Raw genomic sequence first — 23,439 nt, forward strand, 5'->3', positions numbered from 1 at the left:
CCCGCCACCGCCCAGACCTACACCTTCCACACCGAGATCGCGATCATGGAGAAGGGGCTTGCGCCCCGCTCACATCGGTAAACGCAACGGCGTTGCTCAACTCATTCTGAAACGATCAGTTAGGCAGGCTGAGCTGTCACAGGCGGCATGCCCAGAACATGGCATGCCCGCCGTCGGCTTCAGGTATGAACTCCTCGCGCTCGACTGCCAAGCCGGCCTGTTCGATCCACTGACGGTTGGTGGCAGCATCCGCATGGCTCCACCACATCGGGGCGCCGCCCCCGAGCCAGTTCTCCTCGGTTCCGGTCCACTCGTCGTGTCCCGTGGTGGCCACAAAGCAGCCTCCCGGGCGCAGCCACCCAGCGATCTTCCGCAGTAGTGGTGGCTGCTCGGCCAGTGGAATATGGATCAGGGCAAAGAAGGAGACAACGGCGTCGAAGGACGCGGCGCCGAAGGAGACAGCCGTGGCATCGGCGTGGACGAACTTTGCCTGCGGTACCCGCTCCCGGGCCCGGCGGATCTGCATCTCGCTGATGTCGACGCCGGTGACCTGGTAGCCGACCTCGGTCAATGTACGTGCGACCGGAACTCCGCTTCCGCAGCCCAGGTCCAGCACCGTCCCACCGGCCGGGATCCGGCGGCAGAGGTCAACCAGCAGTGACTGGTACTTCGTCTCGGCGCCGTACGCCTCGTCGTAACGCAAGGAGACGGCGTCGTACCCGCGCCGGACCACGTCCTTGGGATCTGTGATGTCCACGCTCGAGAGGCTAGCCATGGGTCGCAACCATGGCGAACGAATACCTCGACGCCTTCGTCGATCAGCAAGATGAGCCGACGTCAAGAAGAACAAGCTCAGTACCTTCGCCAGCGCACGTCCATGGTGGAGCACACGGTCAGCGTGGGGTCAGCGAGCCCTCTTTCGTGACCGTCAGGCGCGCCTGGTGGCGGCCCGGCGCGCAGTTGCGGCCGTTGGGACAGGTGGGACGTGGCACTCACGTTTGCACGGCAACCGCACCATGCCACTCGGTTTGTACCGTCGCGTGTCGTCCCCCAGTCTGTTGCTGAGCCAGGGCCGCGTGAGCAGGGCTCTTCGGCGTGGCCGGAGCGAAGGGGGAGGCCGTAGCCCCACGTGGTCAGGACGTGCGCCGGCTCGGCCGCAGCCCGCGCGCCCCCGCGGAGGCCGGCCCGCACAGCGCGGTGAGAGCCGGGGACATCGCGCTGCGGCACGGCCGATCCGGCGATGTCGGAGGGGCCGCCCATAATAGAAGCCCCTATCGACTCCACTGGAGGACCCGTGACCGGTTCCCGTTCCCTGAGCTCCGGGCTCCGCGCCCTGCGGCCCACCGCCTTCGGCGCGGATCCGAGCGGGGAGCGCCTGGCGCGCATCCGCAGATCGCCGCATTTCGCGGACGGCGCCTTCGTGAACCCGTCGGGCACCCGGATCCGCCCGTCCGGCAACTCCTCCCTCGAGCTGGCGAAGGTCTACTTCCGCAAGGAGTCCCGGGCCCGCCGGGCCCCGAGCGGCACGGTTCCGGTGCACCCGACGACGTACGCCGATCTGGCGAAGCCCCCGGTGAGCGGGATGCGGCTGACCTGGATGGGCCACTCCAGCGTGCTCGCCGAGATCGACGGGCACCGGGTGCTCTTCGACCCGGTGTGGGGCGAGCGCTGCTCACCCTTCGACTTCGCCGGCCCCCGGCGGCTGCACCCGGTGCCCCTGCCGCTCGCCGCGCTCGGGCCGGTCGATGTCGTCGTCATCTCCCACGATCACTACGACCACCTCGACCTGCCCACCATCAAGGCCCTGGCCGGCACGGACACCGTGTTCGCGATACCCCTGGGCGTCGGCGCCCACCTCGAGCACTGGGGCGTGTCCGCGGACCGGCTGCGCGAGCTGGACTGGCACGAGTCGACCAAGGTCGGCGGCATCACCCTGACCGCCACGCCGGCCCGCCACTTCTGCGGCCGCGGCCTGCGCAACGCTCAGCACACACTGTGGGCGTCGTGGTCCGTGGCCGGCGACGAGCACCGCATCTACCACAGCGGTGACACGGGCTACTTCGACGGCTTCAAGGACATCGGCGCCGCCCATGGCCCGTTCGACGCCACGATGATCCAGATCGGCGCCTACTCCGAGTTCTGGCCCGATATCCACATGACGCCCGAGGAGGGCATGCGCGCCCATCTCGATCTGCAGGGTGGGCAGCCGCACGGCGTGATGCTGCCGATCCACTGGGGCACCTTCAACCTGGCGCCGCACGCCTGGGCGGAGCCCGGTGAGTGGACGAAGGCTGCCGCTGACGCTGTCGGGCAGGCCGTCGCTTTCCCCGTTCCGGGCCAGCCGTTCGAGCCTGCTGGAGTCCTGCCCACCGAGCCGTGGTGGCGCGGTGTGGGGTACGTACCGGACCACAAGTGGCCGGTCCCCGAGATGCCCCGGACGGCGACTCGCGAAGACCTCGACCTGGTGGCGGAGGGCTGAGGGCGGGCGAGCCGCAGCGCACGTCTCGGCACCGGGTTCCTGTCTGGTGCCGGGGCGTTGAGCCGTCAGGGCGCGGCCCTCAGGACTGCGGGGTACCGCAGAAGGGGCACCGGGCGACGTTCGCCTTCATCAGCAGAGTGGGCAGCGGGCTGTGGAGGATCTCCTCGCGGGGCAGGGTGAGGCCGAAGTGCCGTTCGATGACGCCGAGACAGGTGCGGTGCACCGCGCGGTGGTCGTCCCGGTGCCGCTCACGTTCTTCGAAAGGCAGTCCCGCGGCCGTCAGTTCCGCTTCGAGGGCGGACGCGAACTCCGTGTCGCCGTCGACCCTGCTGGATCCCCAGGAGCCGTCGAGGTGGAGGTTGAACGTGCACACGGTGCGGCCGTCGTGCTCGTAGGAGAAGTACGGGGGGACGGGCTTGCCGTTCTCCTCCTCGTACCACAGCCGGTAGATATGGGCACCGCCTCGCGACACGGGCGGCTCCGGACCGAACTCCCCGTACCAGAAGCCGTGCTGGATGACGTAGGACCACTCGTCGATCTCTCCGTAGCGGAGGGCGATGGCCCGGTGGGTGTCACCGAACAGGCCGGTCATCACGTCATCGGCCTGCCAGCCGGTCAGGCTCCCGACGAACCGTGGCAACTGCTTGTCCCGGCCGTGCCGGCTGGCGGCGACACGCGCCGCCAGCTCCTCTCCGGCGAGGTCCAGGGCGATGACAACGCTGTATCCGCCCCAGTCGATCGACTTCGGTTCGGCGAGCCAGGTGATTCCGTCCGTCATGCGGATCACTCCATCAGGCGCACACCGTTCCGCGCTGTGGCGCAAGCCACAGTTCTGCTTACGGGGACATGGACCCGGCAGCCGCGGAGAGCGCCTCGGACGCCGCCTGGCCGGCCGTCAGGAACGCCTCCGGCTTCAGCTCGGCAAGGGTCACGTCGAACGGATCGCGGACCTGATCCCCGCCGTACAGGCAAAGGCGCGTCACGCCTCCGCCTCGGAAGGCCGTTGAGTCCTCGCCCGGTTCGCCTGGGGGTGATGATGACGGGTCAGCCCTCAGGCGGACTGTTGCGCAGCTCCGCCAGGGTCGACGCGGTCAGCGGGCGGGGGGTGTGGTCCGGGTCGACGAGGACCACGGTGCAGGCGGCGGCGTGGGCGAGGGCGGTCGTGAAGCTGCCGTCGGCGAACTGGGCGAGCGGGCCGCGCGGCGAGCGTCCGACGGCGACGGTGGCTGCGTGGATCTCGGCGGCGTGCCGGGCGAGGGCGCGGCCCGCCGCGGCGTGGTCGCCGACGGAGGCGAGGATCTGGCCGGTGGCCGGTATGCCCTGGGCGGCCAGCCGGTCCAGATGGGCGGTGACGGCGGTGCGGGCCTGGTCGAAGTCCTCGGTGTCGACGGCCTGTTCCTCGACGACGGCGGTCCGCAGGACGTGGACGACCTCCAGGGGGCTGCCGGTGTCGTGGGCGAGCCGGGCCGCGGTGTCGACGATGACGGCGGCCCTGTCGTGGTCGCCGACAGCGACCACGACGGGAGGCGTGTCGGCCGCGACCGGGGTGCCGACGGGGGTGAAGGCGGGGGCCACGGGCCGTCCGTCACCGGTGTGCTGCTCGGCCTGGCGGAGCAGTCGATGGCCGCTGGCCAGGACGGGGATGGCCAGGACGAAGGTGCCGGCGCCTAGGTAGAAGGGGACGCTCAGGTCGGTGGCGTCGGCCAGCTTGCCGGCGACATACGGGGCCAGACCACCGCCGATGAAGCGCAGGAAACCGTAGGCGGAGGAGGCCACGGGGCGCTCGACGGGGGAGACCAGCATGACGGCCTGGGTGGTGAGGGTGTTGTTGATACCGATGAAGGCGCCGCTGGCGATGACCGCCACGATGACCACCGCCGGGGTGCTGACGCCGGCGGCGATGACGGCCATCACGATGCTGAGGCCCAGCAGATTGGCATAGAGCACGGGAGCGGTGCCGTAACGTGCCTGCAGGCGCGGGGCGAAGAAGACGCTGAACGCGGCCACCAGCAGGCCCCATCCCGTGAAGACCAGGCCGAGTTGATGGGCGTTCAGCTTCATGGGGTAGGGCGCGTAGCCGAGCATCGTGAAGAAGCCCCAGTTGTACAGCAGGGCCATGATGCCCATGGTCAGCAGGCCACGGTGGCGCAGCGCCCGGAGCGGGGCGATCGGTGAGGTGGGCCGCTGCGGTTTGGGCAGGGACGGGACGAAGGCCAGGGTCGCGATCAGCGCGATGGCCATCAGCACGGCGACGCCGTAGAAGGGGCCCCGCCAGCTGATGGCGCCCAACTCGCCGCCCAGCAGCGGGCCCACGGCGATGCCGAGTCCGAGCGCGGTCTCGTAGAGGATGATCGCGCCGCCGAAGCCGCCGCTGGCGGAGGCCACGATGACGGCCAGGGAGGTGGCGATGAACAGCGCGTTGCCCAGGCCCCAGCCCGCGCGGAAGCCGACGATCCCGTTGATGGAGCCGGAGGTGCCGGCCAGGGCGGCGAAGACGACGATGATCGCCAGGCCGGTGACGAGGGTGCGCTTGGCGCCGAGGCGGCTGGAGACCCAGCCGACGATCAGCATCGCCACCGCGGTCACGATGAGATAGCTGCTGAACAGCAGGGAGACCTGGCTGGGCGAGGCATGCAGGCTCTGGGCCAGGGCGGGCAGGATCGGGTCGACGAGGCCGATGCCCATGAAGGAGATGACACAGGCGAACGCGACCGCCCAGACGGCCTTGGGCTGCTTGAAGGGGCTCGCGGCCCCTCCGTGCGAAGCACTCATGTGTGCTTGTCCTCCGGAGGTTGACGGGGAGTGGGATGGTTCAGGAACGCTCGTGGCGGTCTTGGATCGCGCGGGCGAGGGCAGGCAGCGCGATGTTCACCGCGCGCCGCTCCGGCTCGGTCAGCTCATCGACCAGCTCCTGCAAGGCCCGTGCGCGCTCGGCGCGCCGTTGCCGGAAGACGTCCAGTCCGGTCTCGGTGACCTCCACCAGGACGCCCCGTCCGTCGCTGCTGTCAGCGCTGCGCCGTACGAGGCCCGCGCGTTCCAAGCGGGTGACGAGCTGGGTCATGTTGGGCTGGGAGACGCCCTCGGCCCGGGCCAGGTCGGTGAGCCGGTGCGGACCTTCCCGCCCCAGGCGGCCCAGGGCGGACGAGGCCGCGGTGCTCAGGCCGCCGGTGGTGGCGCTCCGGCGGACATGGCGGACCATCCGCTCCACGGCGATGATCAGGTCCTCGGACGAGACCTCGGGTGCATCCGAGTCCATAACCGGCTTATGCATAAGCGTATTATGCATCTAAATGTACGGTGAAACAACAGGGTTGGCGGGTTGGGTAGTCCGGGGCGACGGGCGGCGTTCCTTGATACGCCGCGTGACTTCTCCGGGGGAATCCCGGCGGGTTCCGAAGGTCCGGGGCGGGCTCTGGGGGGTCGACTTCTCCCTCCGGCCCGACCTCCGACTCGACCGATGTCCGGAGCGGGCGAGGGGTGGGGGCGGGGGCTCTCCGGTACTCACCCTTTCCTGTGACCGCTTCTGACCAGCTCTGATCGTGTCTCTAGCGTCTGTGAACGTATCTGTGGCGCGGTTATCGGTCTGTCGTACGAGGCCTCATACCAGAGCGGGAAGCTCTCCGGAGGACTTTGTCCACAGCCCACCACGGCCGCCCGAAGTGCAACTACTCTGAGTTGCGGTCAGTCGACGCAGAGCTGAGAGACGCGGCTCTCCCCGACCGACGCCGCGATGCCGCACGGCCCGAGTCGCGCAGACCCGCGGGAGCCCCACGCCCCGACGCACCCAGGACGAGGACGCCGATGTCTCACCTCCGCGCACCGGCCGCACGCGCAGACCGCCATGAGGGTGGACGGCACGGCCGGCCGGCCGCCCACCCCACCCCCACACCGGCCGAGACGCCCGTACGGCACCAGTTGCTGCGTCTGGCGATCCTGCCGCCGGTCGCGGTGGCCCTCAGCGCCGGTGCCGCCGTGCTCTTCACCGTCCGCACCACCGGCGCGCGACCCACCATCACCCTCGGGGCCGTGCTCGCGGGCGCCCTTGCCGTGACCCTCGCGGGCATCGTGATCGCCGCCGTCGGCGCCGAGCGCACCGCCGCGTCCGTGCGGGACCGCCTCCAGGCGCTGCGCCGCGCCAGTGCCCGGGGCGAGGCCGACCTGCACCACATGGTCGAGGCGCTGCGCCGCGGCGAGGCACCACCCGCCCGCGGACCGCACGGCGAACGGGCCGCGGACACCGACGACTTCGAGCTGCTCGCCGCGGAACTGGCACGCGCCCACGACGGCGCCGTCGCCGCGGTCGTGCAGGCCGCGAAGCTCTCCAGCCAGGCCGGCAGCGAACAGAAGCTGGAGGTGTTCGTCAACCTCGCCCGGCGTCTGCAGTCCCTCGTGCACCGGGAGATCTCGATCCTCGACGAGCTGGAGCACGAGATCGAGGACCCCGACCTGCTCAAGGGCCTCTTCCACGTCGACCACCTCGCCACCCGCGTCCGGCGTCACGCCGAGAACCTCGCGGTGCTCGGCGGCGCCGTCCCCCGCCGCCAGTGGAGCACCCCGGTGCCCATGACCGAGGTGCTGCGCTCGGCGACCGCCGAGGTCGAGCAGTACACGCGGATCAGACTCGCGCCACCGGTCGAGGGCACCCTGCGCGGGCACGCCGTCGCCGATGTGATCCATCTGCTCGCCGAACTCGTCGAGAACGCCACGGTGTTCTCGCCGCCGCACACCCAGGTGTTGCTGCGGGCAGGCCTCGTCACCTCGGGGCTCGCCGTGGAGGTCGAGGACCGCGGGCTCGGCATGCCGCCGGCCGAGCAGAGCAGGATGAACGCCCTGCTCGCCAACCCCGACCAGGTCAACGTCGCCGGACTGCTGGCCGACGGCCGCATCGGCCTGTTCGTGGTCTCCCAACTCGCCCGCCGGCACGGCATCCATGTGCGGTTGCAGAGCAATATCTACGGCGGTGTCCAAGCGGTGATCGTGGTGCCGCAGGGTCTGCTCGGGGCGGATTCCGGCACGGCCGAGGCCATGGCGCCGGGCGCGGTGCAGGGGGCGGGCATCGGGAGGACACCACTCACGACCTCCGGTGCGGCAAGCCTGCGGGAAGCGGACGGCCCGGGCACGCACACCCAGGCCCCGCCGCCGTGGGACAGCCGGGCCGGCCTCCCCTCGTCCGGCGCCTCCGAGCACCCCCTTCCGCTCGGACCCCGGCAGCCGAGGGAGGACCGGATCCCGGCCGACCGGGCCCGTCCACCGCTGTCCGTACGCGACGCCGACACTTCGCGCCCCACCCCAGCCGAGGCACCGCCCCGCATCCGCCCCGGTGACCGTCCGACCACCCCGGGGACCGCCGAAGGCGTAGTGTCGACGACCGGCGGACCCGTGTCGGCTCCGGGCGGACCCGTGTCGGCTCCGGGCGGACCCGTGTCGACGCCGGGCGGACATCCGATGCCGCAGCCGGGCACCGGGCGCGGCGCCATGGGCAAGCCCCAACTGCCCCGCAGACGAGCCCAGGAGCATCTCGCACCCCAGCTCCGTGGCGGCCCCACCGCGCCCGTCCGCCAGGACGCCGACCAACTCGCCGGCCACGACCCGGGTCTGATGGCCGCGTTCCAGCGGGGCGTCTCTCTCGCCGAGGCGCGCCAGCAGTCGGACCTGAACCCCGCCGAGGCGGCCGCGCGCTCCGAGCCCGCCCTCCCGCGTGCGCCCGATGAGGACCTGACGGCGCGTCACCACGGGACCTCATCATCCGCCGGATGACCACCCCCATCCCACCCGCTCTCACGGACCCGCGTACCCCAAGGAGTCGATCCACCATGGCGAGCGACGTGCCGACCGCCCACGCTTCCGACCTCGACTGGCTGATGAGCGGCCTCGTGCAGCGCGTCCCCCACACCAAGAGCGCGGTCCTGCTCTCCTGCGACGGGCTGGTGAAGTCCGTGCACGGCCTCGACACGGACAGCGCCGACCATATGGCCGCCCTGGCCTCCGGCCTCTACTCGCTCGGTCGCAGCGCGGGCATCCGCTTCGGGGACGGCGGCGACGTACGGCAGGTCGTCGTCGAACTCGACGCGACCCTGCTCTTCGTCACCACCGCCGGTTCCGGCACCTGTCTCGCCGTGCTCGCCGACCACGAGGCCGACGCGGCCGTCCTCGGCTACGAGATGGCGATGCTCGTCAAAAGTGTGCGGCCCCATCTGGTCACCGCGCCCCGCCGGAGCGCCGCGCACCCCTCGGTGACCGGGCCTTGAGCGTGACCGCGGCCGGTGACGGCCCCTGGCTCGACGACGCGGCCGGACGACTGATCCGCCCCTACACGGTCAGCAGCGGCCGCACCCGGCCGAGCACCGCCCTCGATCTGCTCTCCCAGGTGATGGCCACCGGCGCGACCCCCCTCGGCACGCTCGGCCCCGAGCACGCCGAGGCGCTCGGCCGGTGCGCGGTCCCCGTCTCGGTCGCCGAGGTGGCCGCGCACCTGAGGCTGCCCGCGGTGGTCACCAAGGTGCTGTTGTCCGACCTCGTCGACTGCGGGGCGCTCACCACGAGACCCCCCGCCTTCCACCACAACCCCACTGACCGGTCTCTGCTGGAGGCAGTGCTCGATGGACTACGACGACAGCTCTGACCCCTTTCCCACCGCGCTGAAGATCCTGGTGGCGGGAGGGTTCGGAGTAGGCAAGACGACCTTCGTGGGCGCGGTGAGCGAGATCGCGCCGCTGAGCACGGAGGAACTGCTCACCACGGTCGGCGCCGTGACCGACAGCCTCGACGGGATCGAGAACAAGGTCGAGACGACCGTGGCGATGGACTTCGGACGCATCACCCTCGACCGGCAGCATGTGCTGTACCTCTTCGGCACACCCGGACAGGAACGGTTCTGGTTCATGTGGGACGAACTGTCCGAAGGCGCGCTCGGAGCGGTCATCCTCGCCGACACCCGCCGGCTGGAGGACTGTTTCGCCGCCATCGACTTCTTCGAGCAGCGCGGACTCGGCTTCATCGTCGCCCTCAACGAGTTCGACGGCGCCCACCGCTACGACCCCCGGGAGGTGCGCGCCGCCCTCGCCCTCGACCCGGAGATCCCCGTGGTGTGCTGCGACGTCCGTATCTCCAGTTCGGGGGTGCAGACCCTGCTCACGCTCGTCCGCCACCTGCTCACACACGCCCCGGCGGCACCGGCCCCAAGGCGCGGAGCCCGCACATGACCCTGCGCCGACTGCTGCTGACCCCCGAGGACCGCGACGCTCCCGAGCGCGTCCGCAGGCTGCGGCGGCTCGGCCTCGGCGAGCGCGCCGAACCGGAGTTCGACGCCTTCGCGTACCGGCTGGCGGAACTGACCTCGGCACCGTACGCGATGGTCACTTTCATCGACGAGCACCGGCAGTTCTTCGCGGGACTCCACCAGCCCGACGACCGCCCGCTCACCCCGGTCACCACCCCGGACGGCACGGGCGCGCCGGCCCGCCGGCTGGGCCGCGAGTACGGCTTCTGCCCGCATGTCGTCGTCCGGCGCAAGGCGCTCGTCCTGGAGGACGTCCGCGACTATCCGCGCTTCGCCGGCAATCCCGTCGTCGACGAGATCGGCATCCGCGCCTACCTCGGCGCGCCGCTCGTGGACCGTACGGGCTCCGCCCTCGGCACGGTCTGCGCCGCCGACGTGGAACCGCGGCCCTGGGGCCGGGCGGGCCTGGAGACCATCAAGGCGCTGGCCGCGGAGCTGACGGAGGAGATCGCACGACGGGAGGGCGACGCGACCTGAGACGGCGTGAGCCGGGACCGCCCTGCCGTGGCGCGCCCCGCAGCGCCCCCGACTCCGCGGCCGGCACGATCCCGAGCCGGTCGCGCGTCCGAAGAACGGAGGCGAACCCGCGGGTGACGGAGGAGGCGTGAAGGAAAGCTGTGGTGGCGCTTAAGAAAACCTCGATGGACCAGCGCGTCGCCGTAGGGCAGATTGCTACGCGATTCCACTCCTCTCCCCGGTGCGGGCTCCTTCGGCGTGCCTGGAACCGGGACCTCACTCACAGGAGCCGTAGCGTTGAAGGCGCTGGTCAAGGAGAAGGCGGAGCCCGGGCTCCAGCTCGCGGACGTCCCGGAACCCGCCATCGGGTCCGGCGATGTACTGATCAAGGTCCTGCGGACCGGGATCTGCGGCACCGACCTGCACATCCGGGCCTGGGACGGCTGGGCGCAGCAGGCGATCCGCACTCCGCTCGTGGTCGGCCACGAGTTCGTCGGCGAGGTCGTCGAAACCGGGCGTGACGTCACGGACATCACGGTGGGCGACCGGGTCAGCGGCGAGGGCCATCTGGTGTGCGGGAAGTGCCGCAACTGTCTGGCCGGGCGCCGCCACCTGTGCCGGGCGACGGTCGGCCTCGGGGTCGGCCGCGACGGCGCGTTCGCCGAGTATGTGGCCCTGCCCGCCGGCAACGTCTGGGTGCACCGCGTCCCGGTGGACCTCGACATCGCGGCGATCTTCGACCCGTTCGGCAACGCGGTGCACACCGCCCTGTCGTTCCCGCTGGTCGGCGAGGACGTCCTGATCACCGGTGCCGGCCCGATCGGCCTGATGGCCGCGGCCGTGGCGCGGCACGCGGGCGCACGCAACGTCGTCGTGACCGATGTCAGCGAGGAGCGCCTGGAGCTGGCGCGCAAGATCGGTGTGAGCCTCGCGCTGAACGTCTCCGACGCGACGATCGCCGACGGCCAGCGCGAACTCGGCCTGCGCGAGGGCTTCGACATCGGCCTGGAGATGTCCGGCCGCCCCGAGGCGATGCGCGACATGATCGCCAACATGACGCACGGCGGCCGGATCGCCATGCTCGGACTGCCGTCCCAGGAGTTCCCCGTCGACTGGGCCCGGATCGTCACCTCCATGATCACGATCAAGGGCATCTACGGCCGCGAGATGTTCGAGACCTGGTACGCGATGTCGGTCCTGCTCGAGGGCGGGCTCGACCTCTCGCCCGTGATCACCGGCCGCTACGGCTACCGCGACCACGAGGCGGCGTTCGAGGACGCGGCGAGTGGCCGGGGCGGCAAGATCATCCTGGACTGGACCGCGTAGCCCTGCCCGCCCGTCTTCCCGCGAAAGCACTCCGAGGAGCTTCCCCATGTTCGACTCCGTGCGCGACGACCTGCGCGCCACCCTCGACGAGATCCGCGCCGCCGGGCTGCACAAGCCCGAGCGTGTGATCGACACCCCGCAGTCCGCGACCGTGCACGTCATCGCGGGCGGCCGCCCCGGTGAGGTGCTCAACTTCTGCGCCAACAACTACCTCGGCCTCGCCGACCACCCCGAGGTGATCGCCGCCGCCCACGCGGCGCTGGACCGCTGGGGCTACGGCATGGCGTCCGTGCGGTTCATCTGCGGTACGCAGGAGGTGCACAAGGAGCTGGAGGCGCGGCTGTCCGCGTTCCTGGGCCAGGAGGACACGATCCTGTACTCCTCCTGCTTCGACGCCAACGGCGGTGTCTTCGAGACCCTCCTCGGCCCGGAGGACGCGGTCATCTCCGACGCCCTCAACCACGCCTCGATCATCGACGGCATCCGCCTGTCCAAGGCGCGCCGCTTCCGTTACGCCAACCGCGACATGGCGGATCTGGAGCGGCAGCTGAAGGAGGCGTCGGAGGGTGGTGCCCGACGCAAGCTGGTCGTCACCGACGGCGTGTTCTCCATGGACGGCTATGTGGCCCCGCTGCGGGAGATCTGCGACCTCGCCGACCGGTACGACGCCATGGTCATGGTCGACGACTCGCACGCCGTCGGCTTCGTCGGCCCGGGCGGCCGCGGCACCCCTGAGCTGCACGGGGTCATGGACCGCGTCGACATCATCACCGGCACCCTCGGCAAGGCGCTCGGCGGCGCCTCCGGCGGCTATGTCGCCGCCCGCGCCGAGATCGTCGCCCTGCTGCGTCAGCGCTCGCGGCCGTACCTCTTCTCGAACACGCTCGCCCCGGTGATCGCGGCGGCCTCGCTCAAGGTGCTCGATTTGCTGGAGACGGCGGGCGACCTGCGCGAGAAGCTGGCCGAGAACACCGCGCTCTTCCGGCGCCGGATGACCGAAGAGGGCTTCGACATCCTGCCGGGCGACCACGCGATCGCCCCGGTGATGATCGGCGACGCGACGAAGGCCGGACGCATGGCCGAGCTGCTGCTGGAGCGCGGCGTGTACGTCATCGGCTTCTCCTACCCGGTGGTCCCGCAGGGCCAGGCGCGTATCCGGGTGCAGCTGTCCGCCGCGCACTCCGCGGACGACGTCAACCGCGCCGTCGACGCGTTCGTGGCGGCCCGGGCGGAGCTGGAGGGCTGACCAGCCCGCACATCTTGCGATAATCGTTTACATGATCGAAGCGCGGCGGCTGCACATCCTCCGTGCGGTGGCCGACCACCGCACGGTCACGGCCGCTGCCGCCGCGCTCTACCTCACCCCCTCCGCCGTGTCCCAGCAGCTCGCCGCGCTGGAACAGGAGACCGGCCACCGGCTCGTCGAGCGGAGCGCCAAGGGGGTACGACTCACCCCGGCCGGCGAGATCCTGCTCGGCCACACCCACGCCGTCTTCGCCCAGCTGGAGCGCGCCGAGGCCGAGCTGGCCGCCTACAACGCGGGCTCGGCGGGCACGGTGACGCTTGCCTCCTTCGCCACCGGCATCGGTCTGGTGGTGGCCCCCGCGCTGGCGCGGCTCTCCCGCACCGCGCCCGGCATCCGGGTCCGGGTCCAGGACGCCGAGGGCGACGAGAGCCTGCCGATGGTCCTGGACCGGCAGGCCGACGTCGCGGTCGCCGTGGAGTACCGGGGCGCGCCCGACGCGGACGACCCCCGGCTCACGCCCATCCCGCTCTACGCCGAACCCTTCGACGCGGTCGTGCCGGTCACCCACCGCCTCGCCGACGCACCCCAGGTCCCGCTGGCCGAACTGGCCAAGGACCCGTGGATCGGCCCGTACCCGGGCAACCCCTGCCACGACGTCGTCGTGCTGGCTTGTGAGCACGCCGGGTTCCAGCCCCGCCTGGAGCACTCCTCGGACGACTTCCGCGCGGTCGTGGCGCTCGCCTCGGCCGGTGCGGGAGTGGCCCTGGTACCCCGCTCCGCCCTGCGCGGAATGGACCTCACGGGCGTGGTCGTCCGCCCGGTCGACGGGGTCGCCCCCACCCGCCGGGTCTTCGCGGCCGTGCGCCGTGGCGTGGAGGGGCACCCGCTGATACGCCCGGTGCTGGACGCGCTGACAGAGGCCGCGGCGGTGGACTGACAGGGCGGGAGCGGCGCGGGTCACCCGTGCCGGCCCGGAGCGCGGTGCTCTGCCCCGCGAGCGCGGACCGAATGTCAGTGGCATTGGCTACGGTGCTGGACATGCCGGACGCCGAAGACGTACGCCGTATCGCCCTGTCCCTGCCCGAGACGACGGAGAAGACCGCCTGGAGCATGCCCACGTTCCGGGTCGCGGGGAAGATGTTCGCGACATTGCCCGAGGACGAGACCTCCATGGCGGTGCGCTGCCCCAAGGAGGAGCGGGACGAGCTGGTGCTCGCCGAGCCCGGGAAGTTCTGGGTCGCCGGGCACGAGGCGCAGTTCGCCTGGATCCGGGTACGCCTGGCCGCCCTGGAGGACGACACGGAACTGCGGGATGTCCTTGCCGACTCCTGGCGCCAGGCGGCCTCGTCCCAGCTCCTGGAGCACCACCCGGAGCTGGGCCTGCCGGCCGGAGAGCGACCGGACGGGAGGACGGCGCGTTAACGGGTGCGCGACCACCGTCCCAAGTGCGGTATTGTTTCTGTGCGCGTCCAACCAGGGGAAACCCCAGGTCAGACGGGCAACGGGACGTGGCGCAGCTTGGTAGCGCACTTGACTGGGGGTCAAGGGGTCGCAGGTTCAAATCCTGTCGTCCCGACAGTGAAGTCGGATACCTCCGCAGGTCAGGGGCTCTCTTTGGAGGGCCCCTGAGGTGTGAGTGGGAGTAATCCGGGAGTCCTCTTCCGCTCCTGTGTGTACTCCCCCCGTGTGCTCCCCCATCTGCCAGTCGCGATTGTTTTTGGGCGATATCGGGGATTGCCTCCGCTACCCATCGCTCGGCTGCGAGGTTTTCAGGCCCAGGCCCTGGGCGACGCGCGCGCCGAGGTCGGGGTCGACTTTCGTCCAGTAGTCGTTGATCGCGCGTTCCTGGATGGAGCGCTCCACTCCTTGGCTCAGGTGCCCAACGATGTTGTCGACCAGATGATCCCTGTCGGTCGGTTTCATCACCTGGCGGTAGAGCGTGCCGGGCTGGATGAAGTCGTCGTCGTCCTTGCGCGCCTGGTAGGCGGTGCGCATGATCTCGGCGGCCTCGACGAACCAGCTCGGATCGCGGTAGCGCTGCGGTTCGGCCTTGGGACCGCCGTAGCTGTTGGGGGCGTAGACCGGCTGGTTCCCGTTGTGGCGGTAGCGCATCGGGCCGTCTTTGTTGTAGTTGTGCACCTCGTTGCGTGCCTGGTTGACCGGAAGCTGCGCGTAGTTCGGGCCGGTGCGATAGCGATTCGAGTCGGCGTAGGCGAACATCCGCCCCAGTACCATCCGGTCCGGGCTGGGTCCGATGCCCGGGACGAAGTTCGCCACGTCGAACCCGGCCTGCACGATCTGGGCGAAGAAATTCTCGGGGTTGCGGTCGAGTACGAAGCGCCCGACGGGGATCGGCGGGTAGTCCTCGTGCGGCCAGACCTTGGTGACGTCGAAGGGGTTGAAGCGGTAGTCGGCCGCATCCTCGTAGGGCATGATCTGCATGTCGAGGCGCCAGGACGGGAAGTCCTCGCGTGCGATCGCGTCCCTCAGGTCCCGTCGGTGACAGTCGAGGTCCTTGGCGTACATGGCCCTGGCCTCGGCATCGGTCATGTTCTGGATGCCCTGCTCGGTCCTGAAGTGTACTTGACCCAGAACTTCTTGCCCGCGGCGTTCTCCCACATGTACGTGTCGCTGCCATAGCCGTTCATATGGCGCCAGGTGCGCGGTGTACCTCGGTCGCTCATCAGGATGGCCACCTGATGGGCCGATTCGGGTGAGAGCGTCCAGAAGTCCCATTGCATGTTGTTGCTGCGCAGGCCGCTGTCGGGCATACGCTCCTGTGAGTGAATGAAGTCAGGGAACTTCATGGGGTCGCGCACGAAGAAGACGGGCGTGTTGTTGCCGACGAGGTCGTAGTTGCCCTCTTCGGTGTAGAACTTGAGAGCGAAGCCGCGCACGTCGCGGTCCGTGTCGGGATAGCCCTCTTCGCCGGCCACCGTCGAGAAGCGCGCGAGAACCGGCGTTCGCTTGCCGACCTCGCTGAGAAAGGCGGCCTTGGTCCACCGGGTAACGTCGGCAGTCACCTCGAAATAGCCGAAGGCGCCGCCGCCCTTGACATGGTACACGCGATCCGGGACGCGCTCGCGCACGAAGTGAGCCAGCTTCTCGATCAGATAGGTGTCCTGCAGCAGATTGGGGCCGCCAGGGCCCACGGTGAGCGAATGCTCGTCGCTGGCGACGGGACTACCGGAATCCGTGGTCGTGACGGGGGGCTGATTGCTCATCTCTTCATCCTCTGCTCCTGGGCGGTATCCCCTCGCTTTTCCATGAGTTGGCCGAAACGTGGGGTGAATTCCGTCCGCTGCTCTGGTCAGGAGGTGGTCAGGAGTCGGTCAGGATGGTCTCGGCGAAGCCGATGCGCTGGAATCCGGGCATGAAGGGGGCCGGCACACCGGCGTTGACGGTGCCAAATGTCGTCTCGGGTCGGTCCTTGAAGTCGCCAGTCGGCGGTGAAGGTATCCGGAATCCGGCACTTGGCATCAGGTCGCGGGGTGCGCATCGGTGACGGATCCGAGTGCCGCGAAATCATCCACTTGGCTCAAAGGCAGTCTTTCACCATTGTCAGCGCCTGTCCTGTCGCGCAGCCACCCCAGCCGGGTGAGCCGTCAGCTCAGGACGACTGGGGTGGCGGGAGACGTTACGTCGGCCGGTGGAAATCAACGATTGCTGTCGGGTGTATCGCGGTAGTCGTCTCGTTGGGGTGTCGGACAAGACGCAGAGGCTGGAAGAACGTCTTCCGCCTGCTCGCAGGCCTGTTCCTTGGGTGTCGGCCCGCCCCCGGACCCGTGGCGAACCCAGACGTTCTGTGAAGCATGTCGACGTGATTCGGGAGACGACGATGAGCGAGCAGCCATTCCTTTTTCCCTACGCCGACCCGGCCTTCGTGGCAAACCCGTTCCCGTTCTACCGACAGCTGCGCGAGGAGGGCCCGGTGCGGTACGCGGTCACCGTCGGCGGCCTGGAGGCCTGGCTGGTCACGCGCTACGAGGACGGCCTCGTCGCGCTCTGCGACCCCCGGCTGAGCAGTGATATCCGCGACGGATCGGACCCCAGGCTCCTCCAACTGCTGCCTGCGACGGAGCGCGAGTCCATGCTGCGCAACATGCTCCAGGCGGACCCACCCGACCACACCCGCCTTCGTCGCCTGGTCTCGAAGGCGTTCACCGCGCGCCGGGTGGCCGAGCTGCGGCCCCGCGTCCAGGCCATCACCGACGGGCTGCTCGACGCGATCGTGCAGGCCGGCCGCGCGGACCTCGTAGCCGACTTCGCGCTGCCGCTTCCGGTCGCCGTGATCAGCGAGCTGCTCGGGGTGCCCACGACGGACCGGTACGACTTCCAGCGGTGGACCGACGACATGATCCGCCGGGGACCCGAGCCGCCGGACCCGACCGTGGTCGACGGTGCCTGGCAGCAGATGCGCGCGTACCTGACCAAGCTTCTGGAAGCCAAACGAGCCGACGCCGGAGACGACCTGCTCAGCGTTCTGATCGTCGCTCGGGACGAGGAGCAGCGGCTGGACGAGGACGAGCTGATCGCCATGGCGTTCCTCCTGCTGGTGGCCGGATACATCACCACGGTCAACCTGATCAGCGGCGGCATCGCCGCACTGCTCGCCCACCCCGACCAGCTTCAGCTGTTGCGGAACGATCCGGCGCTGCTGCCGGACGCGATCGAGGAGTTCCTGCGCTACGACGGGCCGGTGAACCCGGGCATCGTCCGTTTCGCGCGGGAGAACGTCGAGATCGCGGGCGTGACGATCCCGCGCGGCGCCACCGTGCTGGTGGCCTCCGCCATCGCCGACCGGGATCCGGCGCGGTTCCCGGACCCCGATCGTCTGGACATCACCCGTCGGGACAACGCCCACCTCGCGTTCGGGCACGGAATCCACTACTGCCTGGGCGCCCCGTTGGCCCGGCTGGAGGGTCAGGTCGCCATCGGCAGCGCGCTGCACCGCCTTCCCGGTCTCGCCTTGGCCGTGCCGCCGGACGAGCTGCGGTGGAGGCGAAGCGATCTGCGCGGTCCCGAGTGCCTGCCCGTCACGTTCACGCCCGGTTTCCTGCCCGACGGCTTGGGCCCTGCCGCTCCGGCTTGATCCGGACACTCGGGTGTGCTTCTCGAGGATGGTCGCCAGGTCTGTCCCTGGGCATTGAGCGCTCCCATCCGGACGTAGGCACTGATGTGACGGACCGTCAGTTGCCTGGCCGGCGTGGCCTCGATGGGGCCGGGACGGTGCCGGCGGGACGGGCGACGTGGCTCGCGCCGCCCCGGACAACCGCAGGGGCCGCGTGCGGCCGGGGACCGCGAGGCCCCTTATGATGCGCTGCGGTCGCGCCCGAGGCGGCGCGTATCCGTTTCCGAGGGGGGAACCAATGTTCGTGCTGTCCATTCTGCTGCTCATAGCGGCGGCCGTGCTCTTCCTTGTCGGCCGCGGCCGCAGCGCAGGTGGCTGGAAGCTCGGGGCGGCGCTCAGCACCGTGGCGGGTGTGCTGGCCGGCACCTTCTCCTGCGTCCACGTCGTGAGCGCCTACGAGGTCGGCGTGCCGGTGACCTTCGGTAAGGTCGGCACGCCGTTGACCTCCGGTATCCAGTTCAAATCGCCGTTCACCGAGGTCACGTCCTTCTCCACCCGTCCGGTGGACCTCGACCTCAACGACAAGGACGTGGTCGAGGTCCGTTCCTCACAGGGCGGGGTGCTGTACGCGGACGTCACCATCAAGTGGGCCGTTGCGCCGGCGAAGGCGGTCGCGCTGTACCGACTGGCGGGCAGCGAGGAGGGCATCCAGCAGCGGCTCGTGCTGCCGGACAGCCGCGAGATCATCCGTAATGTCTTCGCGAAGCACACCAGCGAGGAGGGCTACGCCGCCGCCCGCGAGCAGATCGGCACGGAGATCGCCGACCTCGTGAAGGCGCGCCTGGCGCCGCGCGGGATCGACGTCACCGCCGTCAACCTGCGCAATGTGAGGCCGTCGGACAAGCTGCAGAGCCAGATCGACAAGAAGATCCAGCAGGAGCAGGCCACCGAGCGGGCCGTCGAGGCGGCGCGGACGGCCACGGCGGAGTCGGAGCGCAAGCGGATCGAGGCGGAGGGCATCGCCCGCGCCAACAAGATCATCGAGCGGTCGCTGAACGACAAGGTGCTGTACAACCAGTGCCTGGAGGCATACAAGGAAGCCGCCAAGGACAACCCGGTGTACGCGGTGCCGTGCGGTACGGACTCGGGCGGCACGCCGGTCATCGTGGACAACAGCAAGAACCGGTAGGGCCTGGTTCGTGCCGGGGCGGCCGGGGCCGGTCGTCGGCTTCCTGGCCGCCGCCCTGGTGGCGTCCGGACGGTCTGTTCCGGCAGACCGGGCTGGACGGCCGGCTCCGGAACGCCGGGCCGGATGGCCGGCACCAGCACACCCGGCCGGTCAGTGCGCCTCGGCGCGAGGTGTCTCAGGCGCCGATGCCTTCACCGCCGTCATCGGTCCGCCGGGCTCCCGCAGCCGCCACCCGTGGTCCACCGGCCCGATGCCCGCGCCCAGTGCGAAGCCCGCCGCGATGGCCGCTGTGACGTACTCCTTGGCGCGGCGTACCGCCTCGGGCACCGGGAGGCCCTGTGCGAGCCCGACCGCGACGGCCGAGGCGAGGGTGCAGCCCGTGCCATGGGTGTGCCGGTTGTCGTGGCGTTCGGCGCGCAGCCAGTGCTCCTCCCGGCCGTCCGTCAGCAGGTCCACGGCGGCCCCGGCCAGATGCCCGCCCTTCACCAGGACCCACCGGGGTCCGTAGGCCAGCAGTCGCACGGCCGCGCGACGCATCCCCGGCTCGTCGGTCACCCGGAGACCGGTCAGCTCCGCCACCTCGTCCAGATTGGGTGTGGTGACCGTGGCGAGCGGGAGCAGCCGGGTGCGTACGGCGTCCAGCGCGTCGTCGGCGAGCAGCCGGTCCCCGTGCTTGGAGACGCTGACGGGATCCACCACGACCGGGGCCGCCACGTCGTTGAGCAGGTCGGCCACCGTCGTGACCAGCGTCGGCGAGGCGAGCATGCCCGTCTTGACCGCCTGGACGCCGATGTCGCCGACGACACTGCGGTACTGGGCGCGGACCGCCTCCGCGGGCAGCTCCCAGGCGCCCTGCACCCCGACGGAGTTCTGCGCCGTGACCGCGGTGATCACGCTCATTCCGTGGGTGCCGAGCGCCAGCATCGTCTTGAGGTCGGCCTGGATCCCGGCGCCTCCGCCGGAGTCGGATCCGGCGATCGTGAGCACACGGGGCGGCGCGGTCATGCGCGACCCTCCTCTCGGGTCTCTCGGACATCTCGGGCCTGTCGGGCGCGCAGTGGCGCGTACACCGCGAGCGCCACCACGAACGCCACGTAGTACGAGAGGTCGGCGCCGTGCAGCGCGTGGGCGACCGGGCCCACGTACAGGCCGGTGTCCATGAACGGCACCGCAGCGGCGAAGGCGACGGCGAACGCCAGCACCGGGGGCCATGCGGGCCGGGGGCGGGCCGTCTCGGCGGTGAGATCGATGTCGGTGCCCCGCCGGGCGAGCCAGTCCACGACGACGATCGCCACGAACCCGGGGATCCAGTAGCTCACGAACAGCAGGACGTTCTGGAAGCGGGCCGTCGTGTCGGCCGCGTGCATCCACAGCACCAGCGGGAAGCCGAGCACCACGGCGAGCGCGGCCGCCGCCGGACGCGGCATGCGCACGCCCACGGTCTGCAGCGCCAGGGAGCCGCTGTAGTCGTTCATCGCGTTGCTGCACAGCGCCGCCAGCGCCACGGCCAGCAGCCCGAAGGCGCCCAGCGCGCCCCCGCCGAGCAGCGCGTCCACCCCCGTGGCCGTCTGGTCGGTCAGCGCGGACGCGCCCCACAGCCCGAGGGTCTGTACGGCCGCGAAGGACACCACGAGCCCGAGCAGCGTGTACCAGAACATCCGGGAGCGGGAGGTGGTAGGCGGCAGGTAGCGGCTGAAGTCGCTGGCGTACGGGGCCCAGGACAGGGCCAGGCTGAGTGCGATGGTGCTGGTCAGCACGAACGCGCCCGCCCGGTCGGGGCCGTGCACGCTGCCCGTCGCGGCCACCTGGACGCTGTCGGACATCCGCAGGGCGATCAGCGCGAAGGCGGCGGCGAGGACGAAGGTCATGACGATCTGGAGGCGGTGGATGGCCTCGTAGCCGAGGACTCCCAGGGCTCCCTGCGCCAGCATGATGACGAGGACGCCCAGCCAGAACGGCCAGCCGCACAGGCGGGCCAGCGCGTCCCCGCCGAAAAGCCCGATCAGCGCGTCCCAGGCGACCGACGACAGCCACTGCAGCACACCGGGCAGGGCCACCGCACGCCCGAACGCGAGCCGGGCGAGAGGGAGCTGACCGGCGCCAGTGCGGCTGCCCCAGGTGCTCAGATAGGCGGTGGGCACCGCGCCGAGCACCGTGCCGAGGACGACGGCCACCAGCGCGGTGGTGAAGTCGAGGCCGAGCGCGATGCCGATCGTGCCGGTGAACACACCGGTCATGGTCAGATTGGGTGCGAACCACACGGTGAACAGCCGGCCCGCGCCGCCGTAGCGGTTGGTCTCGGGGACGGGTTCGATGCCGTGCCCCTCGACCCGGAGATCGCCGGGCGCGCTGGGCATCCGGCCGTCGAAGACGGCTCGTCGGCTGTCGGCGGGCAGGCCGCCGGGGACATGCGCCACAGGCATGAAAGACATCCCTCCGCCAGTACGAACTGGTTCAGGTTCGACGGGTGTGATCTCAGCCCCAGCGGGGCACCCCGTGTCCGGTACGGCGGCAAGATTAACCCGAGTCCCGGGATGTGACATACGGAAGTCGCTGCCGGATCCGGCAGCGACCCTCTTCCCGGCGCTGTGCGGCGTCAGCGCCGGGTGCGGACGAAGCCGGTCTTGTCGACCTCATCGCCGGAACGTCCCCGTCCGCCTCTTTCCGTATCCACCGCGGATCGCTTCCCTGACGCTCTGTCAGCAGCTCAGCCCCGTCACCGAGTTGAGTCGTCGTGCGCTTGTCTCGGCTCCGGTAGCCGCCCCGCCTCGGCGTGTCCCCGCGCTCCCGTTCCTGGGGGTCATCGCGCGCTTCTCCGCGTCGTAGGGCCCCTCGCGGTCCGAAGCAGCTCGGCGCGCTCCTTTTCGCCGGTGCCACCCCACACGCCCGCCGTCTGCCCGCTGCGCAGCGCCCAGTCCAGGCACTCGCCGACGACCGGGCAGCGACGGCAGACGCGCTTGGCGGCGGCGGTCTCCTTCAGTGCGGGCCCTGTCGACCCGACGGGGAAGAACAGTTCGGGGTCTTCGCCCTTGCATGCTGCATGCCACAACCACTCCATGGGCGCCCGAGTGCCCGGGACGGATGGGGTGAAACCTGGTGAATGCCGGGGAATGGAGCCGGGGAACTTCCCGACGGGCCGTCCGCGGACTATAGTTCAAAACTAGCGGTGCTAATTAATGATTGAGGCCGATCAGGAGTCCCGTCGTGCGTACCGTCCACTTCGCGGCAGCCCGCCGCACCCCCATCGGCAAACTGCGCGGTGCCCTGTCCTCCGTACGGCCCGACGACCTCGCCGCGACCGTGATCCGCGCCCTGGTCGCGGAGGTGCCCGGCCTCGACCCGGCCCGTATCGACGATGTCTATTGGGGCGCCGCCAACCAGGCCGGCGAGGACAACCGCAATGTCGCCCGCATGGCCGTCCTCCTCGCCGGACTGCCCGAGTCCGTCCCGGGTGCCACAGTCAACCGGCTGTGTGCCTCCGGCCTGGAGGCGGTGACGGCCGCCGCCCGCACGATCGCCGCGGGCGAGGCGGACATCGTGCTCGCGGGCGGCTCCGAGTCCATGAGCCGCGCCCCCTTCGTGCTGCCCCGCCCCGACGAGGCGCTGCCGCACCGCATCGAGACCGCCGACACCCGGCTCGGCTGGCGCCTGGTCAACCCCGCGATGAAGGACCTCCACGGGCTGCTCTCCATGGGCGAGACCGCCGAGGAGGTCGCGGAACGGTACGGCATCGAGCGCGAGCGCCAGGACGAGTTCGCGCTGCGCAGCCACCGGCGGGCCGCGGACGCCCGCAAGAACGGGTGGTTCGACGGCGAGCTGCTGCCCGTGACCAGGCCGGACGGCGTCGTGGTCGCCGCCGACGAAAGCGTCCGTGAGGACACCTCGTACGAGAAACTCGCCCGCCTCAAGCCGGTCTTCCGTGAGGGCGGCAGCGTCACCGCGGGCAACGCCTCGCCCATGAACGACGGCGCTGCCGGACTCCTCCTCGTCAGCGAGGAGGCCCTCGACGAGCTGGGCCTGGAGTCCCTCGGCCGCTATGTCGCGGGCGTCTCGGCCGGCGTCCACCCGGACGTGATGGGCATCGGGCCCGTCCCCGCCACCGAGAAGGCCCTCGCCCGCGTCGGCTGGACGATCGGCGGCATCGAAGAGGCCGAGCTCAACGAGGCGTTCGCCGCCCAGACGCTCGCTTGCGTCGACCGTCTCGGCATCGATCCGGAGCTGGTCAACCCCGATGGCGGCGCCATCGCACTCGGGCACCCGCTCGGCTGCTCGGGCGCCCGCATCCTGACGACCCTGCTGCACCGTATGCGCCGCACCGGCGCGGCCCGCGGGCTCGCCACCATGTGCGTGGGGGTCGGGCAGGGCAGCACGGTGCTCGTGGAACGCCCGTAGA

General features: G+C 70.6%; 21 protein-coding genes, 1 tRNA gene, 1 pseudogene and 1 riboswitch. Of the genes and pseudogenes, 14 read left to right on the forward strand and 9 right to left on the reverse strand.

The window, feature by feature from the left end:
- Positions 1 to 136 precede the first annotated feature (136 nt).
- The gene (locus ACWD5Q_RS31425) at positions 137 to 757 is read right to left on the reverse strand and encodes a class I SAM-dependent methyltransferase (protein ID WP_451430471.1); all 621 of its coding nucleotides are present in this window, start codon (positions 755 to 757) and stop codon (positions 137 to 139) included.
- A gap of 537 nt (positions 758 to 1,294) precedes the next feature.
- Between ACWD5Q_RS31425 and ACWD5Q_RS31430 the strand changes: the two genes are divergently transcribed.
- On the forward strand, positions 1,295 to 2,479 hold the full coding sequence (locus ACWD5Q_RS31430; RefSeq protein WP_451430472.1) for an MBL fold metallo-hydrolase: 1,185 nt from the start codon (positions 1,295 to 1,297) through the stop codon (positions 2,477 to 2,479).
- A 79-nt stretch (positions 2,480 to 2,558) separates the two neighbouring features.
- Here the strand turns inward: ACWD5Q_RS31430 and ACWD5Q_RS31435 are convergent, their stop codons facing one another.
- The 4 genes from ACWD5Q_RS31435 to ACWD5Q_RS31450 all read right to left on the reverse strand — a co-directional run bounded on the left by ACWD5Q_RS31435 (position 2,559) and on the right by ACWD5Q_RS31450 (position 5,750).
- Positions 2,559 to 3,257 carry a hypothetical protein gene (locus ACWD5Q_RS31435; RefSeq protein ID WP_451430473.1) on the reverse strand — a complete coding sequence of 233 codons (699 nt, stop codon included), beginning with the start codon at positions 3,255 to 3,257 and terminating at the stop codon, positions 2,559 to 2,561.
- A 58-nt stretch (positions 3,258 to 3,315) separates the two neighbouring features.
- The gene (locus ACWD5Q_RS31440) at positions 3,316 to 3,462 is read right to left on the reverse strand and encodes a hypothetical protein (RefSeq protein WP_451430474.1); all 147 of its coding nucleotides are present in this window, start codon (positions 3,460 to 3,462) and stop codon (positions 3,316 to 3,318) included.
- A 61-nt stretch (positions 3,463 to 3,523) separates the two neighbouring features.
- Entirely contained in the window at positions 3,524 to 5,251 is a 1,728-nt protein-coding gene (locus ACWD5Q_RS31445; RefSeq protein WP_451430475.1) for an MFS transporter, read from the reverse strand.
- Between the two features lie 40 nt (positions 5,252 to 5,291).
- The gene (locus ACWD5Q_RS31450) at positions 5,292 to 5,750 is read right to left on the reverse strand and encodes a MarR family winged helix-turn-helix transcriptional regulator (protein ID WP_451430476.1); all 459 of its coding nucleotides are present in this window, start codon (positions 5,748 to 5,750) and stop codon (positions 5,292 to 5,294) included.
- Positions 5,751 to 6,280: 530 nt separating this feature from the next.
- On the opposite strand from ACWD5Q_RS31450, the gene ACWD5Q_RS31455 reads away from it, so the two are divergent.
- From ACWD5Q_RS31455 to ACWD5Q_RS31500, 10 genes are all read left to right on the forward strand, one after another.
- Entirely contained in the window at positions 6,281 to 8,236 is a 1,956-nt protein-coding gene (locus tag ACWD5Q_RS31455) for an ATP-binding protein (protein ID WP_451430477.1), read from the forward strand.
- A gap of 56 nt (positions 8,237 to 8,292) precedes the next feature.
- Complete coding sequence (locus ACWD5Q_RS31460) at positions 8,293 to 8,727, forward strand: roadblock/LC7 domain-containing protein (RefSeq protein WP_451430478.1); 435 nt, start codon at positions 8,293 to 8,295, stop codon at positions 8,725 to 8,727.
- A gap of 2 nt (positions 8,728 to 8,729) precedes the next feature.
- Positions 8,730 to 9,101 carry a DUF742 domain-containing protein gene (locus ACWD5Q_RS31465; RefSeq protein WP_451430499.1) on the forward strand — a complete coding sequence of 124 codons (372 nt, stop codon included), beginning with the start codon at positions 8,730 to 8,732 and terminating at the stop codon, positions 9,099 to 9,101.
- Positions 9,079 to 9,681: a GTP-binding protein gene (locus tag ACWD5Q_RS31470; RefSeq protein ID WP_451430479.1), complete on the forward strand. Its 603-nt coding sequence runs from the start codon at positions 9,079 to 9,081 to the stop codon at positions 9,679 to 9,681. The genes ACWD5Q_RS31465 and ACWD5Q_RS31470 overlap by 23 nt, the downstream gene beginning before the upstream one ends.
- Positions 9,678 to 10,235, forward strand: coding sequence for a GAF domain-containing protein (locus tag ACWD5Q_RS31475; RefSeq protein WP_451430480.1), 558 nt, complete (start codon positions 9,678 to 9,680; stop codon positions 10,233 to 10,235). Before ACWD5Q_RS31470 ends, ACWD5Q_RS31475 begins: the two co-directional genes overlap by 4 nt.
- 276 nt (positions 10,236 to 10,511) lie before the next feature.
- Entirely contained in the window at positions 10,512 to 11,540 is a 1,029-nt protein-coding gene (gene tdh / locus ACWD5Q_RS31480) for an L-threonine 3-dehydrogenase (RefSeq protein WP_451430481.1), read from the forward strand.
- Positions 11,541 to 11,586: 46 nt separating this feature from the next.
- Complete coding sequence (locus ACWD5Q_RS31485; RefSeq protein ID WP_451430482.1) at positions 11,587 to 12,786, forward strand: glycine C-acetyltransferase; 1,200 nt, start codon at positions 11,587 to 11,589, stop codon at positions 12,784 to 12,786.
- Between the two features lie 31 nt (positions 12,787 to 12,817).
- Positions 12,818 to 13,723, forward strand: a complete 906-nt coding sequence (locus tag ACWD5Q_RS31490) for a LysR family transcriptional regulator (RefSeq protein WP_451430483.1) — start codon at positions 12,818 to 12,820, stop codon at positions 13,721 to 13,723.
- A 101-nt stretch (positions 13,724 to 13,824) separates the two neighbouring features.
- Positions 13,825 to 14,208, forward strand: a complete 384-nt coding sequence (locus ACWD5Q_RS31495) for an MmcQ/YjbR family DNA-binding protein (RefSeq protein ID WP_451430484.1) — start codon at positions 13,825 to 13,827, stop codon at positions 14,206 to 14,208.
- An 80-nt stretch (positions 14,209 to 14,288) separates the two neighbouring features.
- A tRNA-Pro gene (locus tag ACWD5Q_RS31500) sits at positions 14,289 to 14,362 on the forward strand.
- A gap of 167 nt (positions 14,363 to 14,529) precedes the next feature.
- On the opposite strand, the pseudogene ACWD5Q_RS31505 reads toward ACWD5Q_RS31500, so the two are convergent.
- A pseudogene (locus tag ACWD5Q_RS31505) lies at positions 14,530 to 16,010 on the reverse strand (catalase).
- Between the two features lie 614 nt (positions 16,011 to 16,624).
- Here ACWD5Q_RS31505 and ACWD5Q_RS31510 point away from each other — a divergent pair.
- Together ACWD5Q_RS31510 and ACWD5Q_RS31515 are read left to right on the forward strand one after the other, a co-directional pair.
- The gene (locus tag ACWD5Q_RS31510) at positions 16,625 to 17,878 is read left to right on the forward strand and encodes a cytochrome P450 family protein (protein WP_451430485.1); all 1,254 of its coding nucleotides are present in this window, start codon (positions 16,625 to 16,627) and stop codon (positions 17,876 to 17,878) included.
- 277 nt (positions 17,879 to 18,155) lie between these two features.
- Complete coding sequence (locus ACWD5Q_RS31515) at positions 18,156 to 19,046, forward strand: prohibitin family protein (protein WP_451430486.1); 891 nt, start codon at positions 18,156 to 18,158, stop codon at positions 19,044 to 19,046.
- 150 nt (positions 19,047 to 19,196) lie between these two features.
- Here the strand turns inward: ACWD5Q_RS31515 and thiD are convergent, their stop codons facing one another.
- From thiD to ACWD5Q_RS31530, 3 genes are all read right to left on the reverse strand, one after another.
- Entirely contained in the window at positions 19,197 to 20,051 is an 855-nt protein-coding gene (gene thiD / locus ACWD5Q_RS31520) for a bifunctional hydroxymethylpyrimidine kinase/phosphomethylpyrimidine kinase (RefSeq protein WP_451430487.1), read from the reverse strand.
- On the reverse strand, positions 20,048 to 21,469 hold the full coding sequence (locus ACWD5Q_RS31525) for a purine-cytosine permease family protein (RefSeq protein ID WP_451430488.1): 1,422 nt from the start codon (positions 21,467 to 21,469) through the stop codon (positions 20,048 to 20,050). The genes thiD and ACWD5Q_RS31525 overlap by 4 nt, the downstream gene beginning before the upstream one ends.
- A riboswitch (TPP riboswitch) is annotated at positions 21,461 to 21,553 on the reverse strand. Its footprint overlaps the gene before it by 9 nt.
- A gap of 293 nt (positions 21,554 to 21,846) precedes the next feature.
- The gene (locus ACWD5Q_RS31530) at positions 21,847 to 22,104 is read right to left on the reverse strand and encodes a WhiB family transcriptional regulator (RefSeq protein ID WP_451430489.1); all 258 of its coding nucleotides are present in this window, start codon (positions 22,102 to 22,104) and stop codon (positions 21,847 to 21,849) included.
- 146 nt (positions 22,105 to 22,250) lie between these two features.
- On the opposite strand from ACWD5Q_RS31530, the gene ACWD5Q_RS31535 reads away from it, so the two are divergent.
- A complete protein-coding gene (locus ACWD5Q_RS31535) occupies positions 22,251 to 23,438 on the forward strand; it encodes a thiolase family protein (RefSeq protein WP_451430490.1) in 1,188 nt (395 codons plus the stop codon).
- Position 23,439 lies beyond the last annotated feature (1 nt).

It is taken from the genome of Streptomyces sp. NPDC002513 (genome assembly GCF_053595355.1).

What these genes read in the sequence shown, in the direction of transcription:
- ACWD5Q_RS31485 (WP_451430482.1), top strand. Translation starts at nt 11,587, where the DNA reads ATGTTCGACTCCGTGCGCGACGACCTGCGCGCCACCCTCGACGAGATC.
- ACWD5Q_RS31450 (WP_451430476.1), bottom strand. Translation starts at nt 5,750, where the DNA reads ATGCATAAGCCGGTTATGGACTCGGATGCACCCGAGGTCTCGTCCGAG.
- ACWD5Q_RS31460 (WP_451430478.1), top strand. Translation starts at nt 8,293, where the DNA reads ATGGCGAGCGACGTGCCGACCGCCCACGCTTCCGACCTCGACTGGCTG.
- thiD (WP_451430487.1), bottom strand. Translation starts at nt 20,051, where the DNA reads ATGACCGCGCCGCCCCGTGTGCTCACGATCGCCGGATCCGACTCCGGC.
- ACWD5Q_RS31470 (WP_451430479.1), top strand. Translation starts at nt 9,079, where the DNA reads ATGGACTACGACGACAGCTCTGACCCCTTTCCCACCGCGCTGAAGATC.
- ACWD5Q_RS31515 (WP_451430486.1), top strand. Translation starts at nt 18,156, where the DNA reads ATGTTCGTGCTGTCCATTCTGCTGCTCATAGCGGCGGCCGTGCTCTTC.
- ACWD5Q_RS31525 (WP_451430488.1), bottom strand. Translation starts at nt 21,469, where the DNA reads ATGCCTGTGGCGCATGTCCCCGGCGGCCTGCCCGCCGACAGCCGACGA.
- ACWD5Q_RS31475 (WP_451430480.1), top strand. Translation starts at nt 9,678, where the DNA reads ATGACCCTGCGCCGACTGCTGCTGACCCCCGAGGACCGCGACGCTCCC.
- ACWD5Q_RS31510 (WP_451430485.1), top strand. Translation starts at nt 16,625, where the DNA reads ATGAGCGAGCAGCCATTCCTTTTTCCCTACGCCGACCCGGCCTTCGTG.
- ACWD5Q_RS31435 (WP_451430473.1), bottom strand. Translation starts at nt 3,257, where the DNA reads ATGACGGACGGAATCACCTGGCTCGCCGAACCGAAGTCGATCGACTGG.
- ACWD5Q_RS31445 (WP_451430475.1), bottom strand. Translation starts at nt 5,251, where the DNA reads ATGAGTGCTTCGCACGGAGGGGCCGCGAGCCCCTTCAAGCAGCCCAAG.
- ACWD5Q_RS31455 (WP_451430477.1), top strand. Translation starts at nt 6,281, where the DNA reads ATGTCTCACCTCCGCGCACCGGCCGCACGCGCAGACCGCCATGAGGGT.
- ACWD5Q_RS31495 (WP_451430484.1), top strand. Translation starts at nt 13,825, where the DNA reads ATGCCGGACGCCGAAGACGTACGCCGTATCGCCCTGTCCCTGCCCGAG.
- ACWD5Q_RS31490 (WP_451430483.1), top strand. Translation starts at nt 12,818, where the DNA reads ATGATCGAAGCGCGGCGGCTGCACATCCTCCGTGCGGTGGCCGACCAC.
- ACWD5Q_RS31530 (WP_451430489.1), bottom strand. Translation starts at nt 22,104, where the DNA reads ATGGAGTGGTTGTGGCATGCAGCATGCAAGGGCGAAGACCCCGAACTG.